This is a genomic window from Bradyrhizobium sp. DOA1, assembly GCF_001593325.1.
Lineage (GTDB): Bacteria > Pseudomonadota > Alphaproteobacteria > Rhizobiales > Xanthobacteraceae > Bradyrhizobium.
This window is the reverse complement of record NZ_JXJM01000001.1, coordinates 1,384,467-1,394,429: the sequence shown is the minus strand read 5'-3', so window position 1 is coordinate 1,394,429 and position 9,963 is coordinate 1,384,467. Positions and strand designations below refer to the sequence as shown.

Annotated in this window: 9 protein-coding genes and 1 pseudogene; 6 read left to right on the top strand and 4 right to left on the bottom strand. The window is 67.2% G+C overall.

All coding sequences use genetic code 11. The features are described 5' to 3' along the window. The 4 genes and pseudogenes from SE91_RS06445 to SE91_RS06430 form a co-directional block, all read right to left on the bottom strand. Positions 1-315 (bottom strand): annotated as a pseudogene (locus SE91_RS06445) (CCA tRNA nucleotidyltransferase); the annotation flags it as partial. Between the two features lie 10 nt (positions 316-325). After that, positions 326-580 carry a DUF6111 family protein gene (locus tag SE91_RS06440; protein WP_008560889.1) on the bottom strand — a complete coding sequence of 85 codons (255 nt, stop codon included), beginning with the start codon at positions 578-580 and terminating at the stop codon, positions 326-328. Then, a complete protein-coding gene (locus SE91_RS06435; protein ID WP_061846987.1) occupies positions 577-1,248 on the bottom strand; it encodes a CoA pyrophosphatase in 672 nt (223 codons plus the stop codon). Before SE91_RS06435 ends, SE91_RS06440 begins: the two co-directional genes overlap by 4 nt. Next, the gene (locus tag SE91_RS06430) at positions 1,245-1,856 is read right to left on the bottom strand and encodes a DUF1285 domain-containing protein (RefSeq protein ID WP_061846986.1); all 612 of its coding nucleotides are present in this window, start codon (positions 1,854-1,856) and stop codon (positions 1,245-1,247) included. The genes SE91_RS06435 and SE91_RS06430 overlap by 4 nt, the downstream gene beginning before the upstream one ends. Before the next feature lie 290 nt (positions 1,857-2,146). Between SE91_RS06430 and SE91_RS06425 the strand changes: the two genes are divergently transcribed. The 6 genes from SE91_RS06425 (at position 2,147) to SE91_RS06405 (ending at position 9,699) form a co-directional block, all read left to right on the top strand. Continuing rightward, the gene (locus tag SE91_RS06425) at positions 2,147-3,145 is read left to right on the top strand and encodes an AAA family ATPase (protein ID WP_061846985.1); all 999 of its coding nucleotides are present in this window, start codon (positions 2,147-2,149) and stop codon (positions 3,143-3,145) included. Next, entirely contained in the window at positions 3,145-4,089 is a 945-nt protein-coding gene (locus tag SE91_RS06420) for a DUF58 domain-containing protein (protein ID WP_061846984.1), read from the top strand. Before SE91_RS06425 ends, SE91_RS06420 begins: the two co-directional genes overlap by 1 nt. After that, a complete protein-coding gene (locus tag SE91_RS06415; protein WP_061846983.1) occupies positions 4,086-6,899 on the top strand; it encodes a DUF4159 domain-containing protein in 2,814 nt (937 codons plus the stop codon). The genes SE91_RS06420 and SE91_RS06415 overlap by 4 nt, the downstream gene beginning before the upstream one ends. Further along, positions 6,896-7,081, top strand: a complete 186-nt coding sequence (locus tag SE91_RS36035; RefSeq protein WP_156489492.1) for a hypothetical protein — start codon at positions 6,896-6,898, stop codon at positions 7,079-7,081. The genes SE91_RS06415 and SE91_RS36035 overlap by 4 nt, the downstream gene beginning before the upstream one ends. Further along, the gene (locus SE91_RS06410; RefSeq protein ID WP_061846982.1) at positions 7,078-9,141 is read left to right on the top strand and encodes a hypothetical protein; all 2,064 of its coding nucleotides are present in this window, start codon (positions 7,078-7,080) and stop codon (positions 9,139-9,141) included. The genes SE91_RS36035 and SE91_RS06410 overlap by 4 nt, the downstream gene beginning before the upstream one ends. Before the next feature lie 141 nt (positions 9,142-9,282). Further along, entirely contained in the window at positions 9,283-9,699 is a 417-nt protein-coding gene (locus tag SE91_RS06405; protein WP_061846981.1) for a DUF2946 family protein, read from the top strand. Positions 9,700-9,963 lie beyond the last annotated feature (264 nt).

The following is a 9,963-nucleotide window of genomic DNA, read 5'->3' as shown; positions in this document are numbered from 1 at the left end:
GCCGAAGGTTTCGGTGTCCTCGCGCAGCGTCGTCACTTCGTACGGCTTGCTGTCGATGACGAGCGTGACGGTGCCGTGGTTGATGCCGGTCGGCACGCTCTTGATGCCGGCGGCCTTGGCACGCCGCATCACGTCGTCCGGCAGCGTTGTGGTCGCGATGTCGATGTCACCGGGCACGAGGCCGAGCAGCGCATTCCGCACCGCGCCGCCGACCACCCGCGCCTCCTCGCCCTCCGCATTGAGCAATTGCAGGACGCGCGCAGTCCCGCCAGCGATCAGCCAGGGCGCATCGGCGAGTAACGGCTCCGCGCTCATCGTCCAGCCCTTATTTCTGCGGCACGAACTTGCCATTTTCGACATGCGCGGGAACGTAGGTCGAATCCGGCCCGGCGCCATAATGCGCCATGCCGATCATCCCCGCGATCACCAGCACCAGCGCGACCAGAGCGAGACGCGCGACGATGTAGACCGGCCAGGACGATCGCGCGAACAGGCCGGACCGGCTCGCGGCCAGAAACAGCGCATAGACGGCGAAGGGGATGAGGAAAATTCCGATCTCGGTGAGAATCGGTCGGATCATGATGAATAGATCCGCTCATAAAGCACGCGCAGCATACCGGCCGTCGCCCCCCAGATGTAGCGTTCCGCGAACGGCATCGCGTAATACGACCGCGCCATGCCGCGGAATTCCTTGCTGTGCACCTGGTGGTTCACCGGGTTCATCAGGAAGGACAGCGGCACCTCGAAGGCGTCGTCAACCTCGGACTGGTTGATCGTGAGTTCGAAGCCCGGCTTGACCCTCGCGACCGTCGGCAAGATGCGGAAGCCGAAGGCCGTGCCGTAGAGATCGAGATAGCCGATCGGCTCGACGAAATCGCGCGACAGCCCGACCTCCTCCTCTGCCTCGCGCAGCGCCGCATCGAGCGGCGAGGAATCGGTCGCGTCGATCTTGCCGCCGGGAAAAGCGATCTGGCCGGCATGGTCGTTGAGATGCGCCGAGCGCTGCGTCAACAGGATGGTCGGCTCCGGATGATCGACCACCGCGATCAGGACCGCTGCGGGGCGCACCGGCTGCTCGCGCGCGATGATCTCGAGCATCTTGTCGGTGCCGGGATCGCCCGACGCGGGAATGATGTTGGGATCGTAGAGGCCGGGCGGCACGTCGAAGCCGAGCCTCGCCTTCGAGCGGGTAAAGAAATCCGTCGCGCCAATCACGGCCGGATCGTTCTTCGGGATAGGCTTGTTCAAAGCGCGGCCCTCACCTGCTCCGCATTGGCCATGGCGAAGAATTCTCCTGATGATTCGACGCCGAACATCGGCTGGCCATCGACCATCCGCTCCTCGCCCATGTCAACCAGATCGTAATAGAGCGCGCGGGTCACCTTGGCCCAGAGGTCGGCGCGGACGTGCAAATACGGCATCAACCCGCCGTCCTTGGCCTCTTCGAAGCGCAACCGGTGCGCGGCATCGCAGGTGACCCAGTCGTCGACATTGGTGCGGAAGCTCAGCACGCGATCGCGGCCCTCGCCGTGACTGAGCATCTCGACCGCCATGAACGGCGCGTCGTCGACGCGAATGCCGACCTTCTCCACCGGCGTCACCAGGAAATGCTTGTCGCCCTCACGCTTGAGGATGGTCGAGAACAGGCGGACCAGCGCATGACGGCCGATTGGTGTCCCCATATAGAACCAAGTACCATCGGAGGCGATTCGGATATCGAGATCGCCGCAAAACGGCGGATTCCACAGATGCACCGGAGGCAGGCCCTTTTTGGCGCCTTCGGCACTGGCAGCACTTTTGGCGGCGGCAGTTAGCCCGTCGAGACCGCGATCGGCGCTCTGCCCTTGGTTCGCCATGGTTTACCCTGACTTTGTCATTTGGCACGGATGTTATTTGGCACGATTGGTGCAGGTCTACGTTGTATGTTGGCGCTCGGTTCCACCCCGGATGAGCCCGGTGTGGGAGGTCGCCACTTCGTGATGCCGTACATAACCCGAAGCCGATAAGGTGGGGATAGGTTAATTCAACGAATACATGGCCTTCCTGCAAGTCTAGCATGGGGCCCATGATCTGGCGTGATGACCTGAAGTGACGCAGTGACGTGACGACGCAAGCAGGCCGCGTGGCCGGCTGAAGGAGCGAGCGAATGGCGGAGAGTGTCGAGAAACTCGAGGACGGGATCGTCCGTTCGGCCGAGCAGGTGTCGGGCCAGATTCGCGCGGCGAAGGAGGCGATCGCGTCCGTCATCTTCGGTCAGGATCGCGTGATCGAGAACACGCTCGTCACCATCCTCTCCGGCGGCCATGCGCTCTTGATCGGCGTCCCCGGCCTCGCCAAGACCAAGCTGGTCGAGACCCTCGGCGTCACGCTCGGTCTCGACGCAAAGCGCATCCAGTTCACGCCCGATCTGATGCCGTCGGACATTCTCGGCGCCGAGGTGCTGGACGAGAGCACCGCGGGCAAGCGCGCCTTCCGCTTCATCGCGGGGCCCGTATTCGCGCAGCTGTTGATGGCCGACGAGATCAACCGCGCCAGCCCGCGCACACAATCGGCGCTGCTGCAGGCCATGCAGGAGCAGCACATCACGGTGGCCGGCGCGCGCCACGATCTGCCGAAACCCTTCCACGTGCTCGCCACGCAAAACCCGCTGGAGCAGGAAGGCACCTATCCGCTGCCCGAGGCGCAGCTCGACCGCTTCCTGATGGAGATCGACGTCGACTATCCCGATCGCGATGCCGAACGCCGCATCCTGTTCGAGACCACCGGCGCCGAGGAGACGCTGGCCAGGGGCGCGATGACGCCCGACGCGCTGATCACGGCGCAGCGGCTGATCCGCCGCCTGCCGGTCGGCGATTCCGTGGTGGAGGCGATCCTGTCGCTGGTGCGCTCGGCCCGTCCGGGTCCGGACGCCGGCGAAGCCGGCAAGTTCATCGCCTGGGGCCCCGGCCCGCGCGCCAGCCAATCCCTGATGCTGGCCGTGCGCGCACGCGCGCTGATCGACGGTCGCCTCGCGCCCTCGATCGACGACGTGCTCGACCTCGCCGAGCCCGTGCTCAAGCACCGCATGGCGCTGACCTTCCAGGCACGCGCCGAAGGCCGCACCATTCCGGACGTGATCCGGCAATTGAAGACACGGATCGGTTGATGGCGGCAGAGAACGGGCACACAGCGAAGGAGATCATCGCGATCCGACGTGCCGATGGCGAAAGCCGCACGCTCGCCGCTTCACTGCCGCGCCTGGTGCTCGAGGCCCGCCGTATCGCCGCCAACGTCATCCACGGTTTGCATGGCCGCCGCCGTGCCGGCTCCGGCGAAAACTTCTGGCAGTACCGCCGCTTCATCTCGGGCGAGCCGGCGCAGAACGTCGACTGGCGCCGCTCGGCGCGTGACGATCATCTTTACGTCCGCGAGCTCGAATGGGAGGCCTCGCACACGGTCTGGATCTGGCCGGACCGCTCGCCCTCGATGGCCTTCGCCTCGAAGACCGCGCGCGGATCCAAGCTCGAGCGTACGCTGATCGTCGCTTTCGCGCTGGCCGAGCTGCTGGTCTCCGGCGGCGAGCGCGTCGGCATTCCCGGCCTGATGGCGCCGACCGCGAGCCGCAGCGTCATCGACAAGATGGCGCAGGCGATGCTGCATGACGATGCCGACCGCCTCAGCCTGCCGCCGTCCTTCGTGCCCTCGGCGCTCGCCGAGACCATCGTGCTGTCGGATTTCTGGTCGCCGATTTCCGAGATCAAATCGACGCTGGCGGGGCTCTCCGGCTCCGGCGCGCATGGCACGCTGGTGCAAATCGTCGATCCCGCCGAGGAGACGTTCCCCTATTCCGGCCGCGTCGAATTCGTCGAGCCGGAAGGCTTTGGCGTGATCACCGCCGGCCGCGCCGAGAGCTGGGCGCAGGATTACACCGAACGGCTCACCCTGCATCGTGACCAGATCCGCGCCGAAACCAGCAAGCTCGACTGGCTGTTCACCACGCACACGACCGACCGCTCCGCCGCCGAGCTCTTGCTGTTCCTGCACGCCGGCATGCAGGTCAGCAAGTCCGGCGTCCGCACCACGACGATCAAGGCGGGGCCGGCCGCATGATGGGACTGCCGCTCGCCTTCACCCAACCGCTGCTCCTGATCGGCCTCATCAGCCTGCCGGTGCTGTGGTGGCTGCTGCGGGTGACGCCGCCGCGGCCGCGCCGCATCGAGTTTCCGCCGACGCGGCTGTTGTTCGACATCACGCCCAAGGAAGAGACGCCCTCGCGGACGCCGTGGTGGCTGACCGCATTGCGGCTCTTGGCTGCGGCTTTGGTCATTTTCGCCGCCGCCGGCCCGATCTGGAATCCGCAGACAGGCGCCGCTGGCAGCAAGGCGCCGCTGATGATCATGCTCGACGACGGCTGGAGCGCTGCCTCGCACTGGGATGTCAGGATCCGGGCCGCTGACGAGCTGATCGCCAACGCCGACAATGACCGCCGCGCCATCGCGCTGGTGCAGCTGTCGGAGCCGAACCGCGACATCACGCTGATGCCGGCAGGTGCCGCTCGCGTGTCGCTGCGCCAGCTCGCGCCAAAGCCCTATTCGATCGACCGCGTCGAGACGCTCGCCGCGATCGACCGTTTCCTGAAAGCCACCGGCGATTGCGAGATCGCCTGGCTCTCCGACGGCGTCGACACCGGGCGCGGCGAGGAATTCGTGACGGGCCTCGGCAAGACCATCGGTGATCGCAGCCTGACCATTTTCGACGGCGGCACCTCTGCGCCGCTGGCGCTGGTCGCGGCCGAGAACGCCGCCGCCAGGATGACGGTGAAGGTGCTGCGCACCGACAGCGGCATTGCCGCCGGCACCGTGCGCGCGCTGGACCAGAAGGCGTCCCCGATCGGCGAGGCCCGCTATTCGTTCGGTCCGCAGGACAAGGAGACGGAGGCGTCGTTCGATCTTCCGGTCGAGCTGCGCAACGACATCACGCGCCTCGAGATCTCGGGCGAGCGCTCCGCCGGCGCGGTGCAGCTGCTCGACAAGCGCTGGCGCCGCCGCGCCATCGGTATCGTCTCAGGCGCGACCAGCGAGACCGCGCAGCCGCTGCTGGCGCCGACCTTTTACCTCACTCGCGCGCTGGCGCCGTTCGCCGACGTGCGGCTCGCAGACAAGGGCTCGCCGCAGCAGGGCATCACCCAGTTCCTCGATCAGAAGCTGCCGATGATCATCCTCGCCGATGTCGGCACGATCGCGCCTGAGCTGCGCGAGCGCCTCAATGCCTGGATCGACCAGGGCGGCGTACTGGTGCGGTTCGCAGGGCCCCGATTGGCGCAGGCCGAGGACGATCTCGTGCCGGTCAAGCTGCGCAAAGGCGGCCGCACGCTCGGCGGCAGCCTGACCTGGGAGAAGCCGCAGCATCTCGCCTCCTTCGCCGCCGACGGTCCGTTCGCCGGCGTCGCGGTGCCCAAGGACGTCGCCGTCAGCCGCCAGGTGCTGGCCGAGCCCGATGCGGTGCTCGCCACCAAGAGCTGGGCCTCGCTGGAAGATGGCACGCCGCTGGTGACGGGAGAGCATCGCGGCAAGGGCCTCGTCAGCCTGTTCCATGTCAGCGCCGACATGCGCTGGTCGGACCTGCCGATGTCGGGCACCTTCGTCGAAATGCTGCGGCGGGTGGTCGACATGTCCGGCTACACCTCCAAGCCCGGGGCCGGAGTCGCGAGCGAAGCGACCACTGAAACGGTGGCGCCGCTGCACATTCTCGACGGTTTCGGCGCCTTCGGACCGCCGCCGGCGACCGCAAAGCCGCTGCCGGCCGATTATCGCGACCGCGCCACACCCGATCATCCGCCGGGCTTCTATGGTCCGGCCGAAGGACCGCTCGCCGTGAACACGCTCGCCAGCGCAGACCGCATCGCAGCCCTGAATACCGCGAGCCTGCGGGCCCGGCACGCCACCTACACCAATGCCGAGCCGCGCGACTTGCGCGGCTGGCTGCTGTCGACGGCGCTGTCGCTGTTCCTGATCGACGCCATCATCGTCGCGCTGCTCGGCGGCGGTCTTGCCGCGCTGCTGCGCCGCCGCGTCGCGCCTGCGATGATCGTGCTCGGTCTCGCGCTTGCAGGCTTCGCGGTGATTTCGCACACGCCGGCGCGCGCCGATAGCGCGTCCGACGAGTTCGCGATGAAGGCAGTGTCTCAGACCCGCCTCGCTTATGTCGTAACAGGCAATGCCGACGTCGATTCCATCGTCAAGGCCGGCATGAACGGGCTGACGCTGTTCCTGGCGCAGCGCACGGCGCTGGAAGCCGGCGATCCCGTCGGCGTCGATCCCGCGCGCGACGAGCTCGCCTTCTTCCCGCTGATCTACTGGCCGATCGTGCCCGGTGCGCCGAAGCCACCGCAGGACGCCATCAACAAGATCGACGCCTATATGAAGCAGGGCGGCACGGTGCTGTTCGACACCCGCGATGCGATCGAGGCCCCGCCGGGCGCGAATGGCGCGGCGCAGACCCCCGCCATGCGGACGCTGCGTGAGATCCTGTCCTCGCTCGACGTGCCCGAGCTCGAGCCGGTGCCGCGCGAGCATGTGCTGACCAAGACCTTCTACCTCTTGCGCGACTTCCCCGGGCGCTTCGTCACCGGCCAGACCTGGGTCGAGACCCTGCCGCGCGACGAGGACGAGGACAGTGCGCAGCGGCCGGCGCGCGGCGGCGACGGCGTCTCGCCGATCATCATCACTTCGAACGACCTTGCCGGCGCCTGGGCGGTGCGGCCCGACGGGCAAGCCATGCTGCCGGTGACCGGCGGCGACAGCCGCCAGCGCGAATTCGCCTACCGCGCCGGCGCCAACATCGTGATGTACACGCTGACCGGCAACTACAAGGCCGATCAGGTGCACGCACCGGCGCTGATCGAACGGCTGGGGCAATGATGCGGGTTTTGAATCTGAATGCCCGTAAAGATGAAGCCGTCATGCCCGGGCATAGCCGTTCGAAGAACGGCGTCGCTTGGCTCGCCTATGTGCCGGGCATCCACGTTCTTCGTGCCGCATGGCAATCCGTGGATGGCCGGGACAAGCCCGGCCATGACGAGGCCGAGAGAGTGACGTCATGAACTACGGTATCGCGTTCACCCCGCTCGTTCCCACCATCGTGCTGTGGCTCGCGCTCGCCGCGATCGTCGTCGTCGCGCTCGTGCTGCTGCTCGCGCGGGCGCGCGGCGCGGCGGTGCGCGTGGCCGCGCTGGCGCTGTTCCTGCTGGCCCTCGCCAATCCGTCCTTCACCCGGGAGGACCGCGATCCCCTCACCTCCGTCGCCGCCGTCGTCGTCGACAAGAGTCCGAGCCAGAATTTCGGCAACCGCAACCGCGAGGCCGCGCAGGCGCAGGAAGCGCTGGTCGACAGCCTGAAGAAGATCAAGGGTCTCGAGGTCCGCGTCGTCGACGCCGGCCAAGCCGACGGCGAGACCGACGGCACAAAACTGTTCGGCGCCCTCGCCTCGGCCTTGGCGGACGTGCCGGTCGACCGCGTCGCCGGCGCGTTCCTGATCACCGACGGCCGCGTCCACGACATTCCCGCGAACGCCGCCGCGCTCGGCTTCCAGGCACCGGTGCACGCGCTGATCACCGGGCAGAAGGACGAGCGTGACCGCCGCATCGCGATCACGGCAGCGCCGCGCTTCGGCATCGTCGGGCAGACCCAGACCATCAGCTACCGGCTCGACGATCAGGGCGTCTCCGGCGAGCGTGCCAAGGTCACGGTCCGCCGCGACGGCGAGGTCATCAACGAGCGCACGCTGTCGAGCGGCCAGGCAGCGAGCGTCGACGTCGACATCAAACATGCCGGCCCGAACATCGTCGAGATCGAGGCCTCGCCGCTCGAACGCGAATTGACGCCGGTGAACAACCGCGCCGTCGTCGCGATCGACGGCGTGCGCGACAAGCTGCGCGTGCTGCTGGTCTCGGGCGAACCGCATTCGGGCGAGCGCACCTGGCGCAATCTGCTCAAGTCCGACGCCAGCGTCGACCTCGTGCATTTCACCATTCTGCGGCCGCCGGAGAAGCAGGACGGCACGCCGATCAACGAATTATCGCTGATCGCGTTTCCGACCCGTGAGCTGTTCCAGCAGAAGATCAACGAATTCCAGCTGATCATCTTCGACCGCTACGCCCGCCAGGGTGTGCTGCCGATCGCCTATTTCGACAACATCGCGCGCTATGTACGCGGCGGCGGCGCGGTGCTGGTCTCGGCCGGTCCCGACTACGCCTCCAACACCAGCATCTGGCGCACGCCGTTGGATTCGGTGCTGCCGGCCGAACCCGTCGGCGTCACCGAGAAGCCGTTCTATGCGCATCTGTCCGACATCGGCAAACGCCATCCCGTCACGCGCGGGCTGGAGGGCTCGGGGAGCGAACCGCCGCGCTGGAGCCGGTTCTTCCGCACCGTCGATACCCGCAATGCCGTCAATCCGCCGGTCATGACCGGCGTCGACGGTAAGCCGCTGCTGTTCCTGTCGCGCTTCGGCGAGGGCCGCGTCGCGCTTCTGCTGTCCGACCACATCTGGCTGTGGGCGCGCGGCTATGAAGGCGGCGGCCCGCATCTCGACCTGCTCAGGCGGACGTCGCATTGGCTGATGAAGCAGCCGGATCTCGACGAAGAGGCGCTGCGCCTCCAGGTGCAGGGCAAGAATCTCGTCGTGGTGCGCCAGACCATGGCGGATAGCGTGCAGCCGGTGAATGTGACATCGCCGTCGGGCGTGTCGCAGGACCTGACCCTGTCGCCTGCCGATCCCGGCGAGTGGCGCGCCAGCCTGCCGGCCGGCGAGCTTGGCCTGTGGCAGGCGACCGACGGCACGCTGAAGGCGCTGATCAATGTCGGCCCGACCAATCCGAAGGAGTTTTCGGAAGTCACCTCCACCACCGAAGCCTTGAAGCCGCCGACACAGGCGACCGGCGGCGACGCCGTGCGCGTGGCCAGCGGCTCCAGCGTCGAGCTGCCGCGCATCCTGCCGGTACGCTCGGTCGGCATGTTCCATGGCGACGGCTGGATGGGCGTGCGGATGCGCGATGCCAGCGTGGTGAAAGGCGTCGGCGTGCTGCCGATCTTCGCCGGCGTGATCGGCCTTCTGCTGCTGCTCGGCGCCTTCGCCGCGACCTGGGTCCGCGAAGGGCGCTAGTTGCCGGAACGACACATCGGGCCGGCGCTCTGCTTGCGCCGATCCGACCGCCGTTGACATCCGTGAACCGCTCGGGCGATGTTACACTATAACATCGAGGTGTCCTGAATTGACGCCCCGATGTGGGGGTGGCGTTTTCAGATGAAGTGGTTCCGGTCGAATATCAGGCACGGCGCCCGGCTCGCGTTGTTCGCGCTGCTGGTGCAGTTCGCGCTGACGTTCGGTCATAGCCATTGGTTCGCGCAGGCCGCCCTCGCGCAATCCTCGGCCCAGCAGACCGATAGTGGCGCCCAGGACAGCGGCAAGGGCGTGGCTGCGATCGACCGCGCCGCGGTCCAGAAGCAATCGCCGGCGGGCCCTGATCGCGATCACCAGGGTGAGGACAATTGCGCCGTCTGCGCCATCATGGCGATGGCCGGCACCGTCATATCGGCAACGCCGCCCGTGCTGCTGCTGCCGCAGGCGATCGAGCTGCTCCATCGCACCACGGACGCCGAATTCATTCATCTGAAATCAGCCGGCACGGCATTCCAGCCCCGCGCCCCTCCCGCGTCCTGACTTCCAACGCTTGATCACGCCCAGCCTCGCCGCGCATTGGCGATTGCCTGGGAGAAGTTGAAGTCGAATTCCGTCGCGCCGCGACGGCAGGCCGCCTCCGATAACAGACACCATGCGGACGGCCTGGCTGGAATCAGGACCATGTCATTTCAATCGCGACGCGCGCAGCGTCTTGGCGGAGCAAGCCTGCTCCTGCTGGGTGCCGCCGCCACGCCCGCCTTCGCTCAAGAACCGGCCCAAGACAAATCGTCGACCGAGCTCCCC

Coding starts and splice junctions, on each gene's coding strand:
- SE91_RS06440 (WP_008560889.1), bottom strand. CDS start 580: ATGATCCGACCGATTCTCACCGAGATCGGAATTTTCCTCATCCCCTTC.
- SE91_RS06430 (WP_061846986.1), bottom strand. CDS start 1,856: ATGGCGAACCAAGGGCAGAGCGCCGATCGCGGTCTCGACGGGCTAACT.
- SE91_RS06425 (WP_061846985.1), top strand. CDS start 2,147: ATGGCGGAGAGTGTCGAGAAACTCGAGGACGGGATCGTCCGTTCGGCC.
- SE91_RS06420 (WP_061846984.1), top strand. CDS start 3,145: ATGGCGGCAGAGAACGGGCACACAGCGAAGGAGATCATCGCGATCCGA.
- SE91_RS06415 (WP_061846983.1), top strand. CDS start 4,086: ATGATGGGACTGCCGCTCGCCTTCACCCAACCGCTGCTCCTGATCGGC.
- SE91_RS36035 (WP_156489492.1), top strand. CDS start 6,896: ATGATGCGGGTTTTGAATCTGAATGCCCGTAAAGATGAAGCCGTCATG.
- SE91_RS06410 (WP_061846982.1), top strand. CDS start 7,078: ATGAACTACGGTATCGCGTTCACCCCGCTCGTTCCCACCATCGTGCTG.
- SE91_RS06405 (WP_061846981.1), top strand. CDS start 9,283: ATGAAGTGGTTCCGGTCGAATATCAGGCACGGCGCCCGGCTCGCGTTG.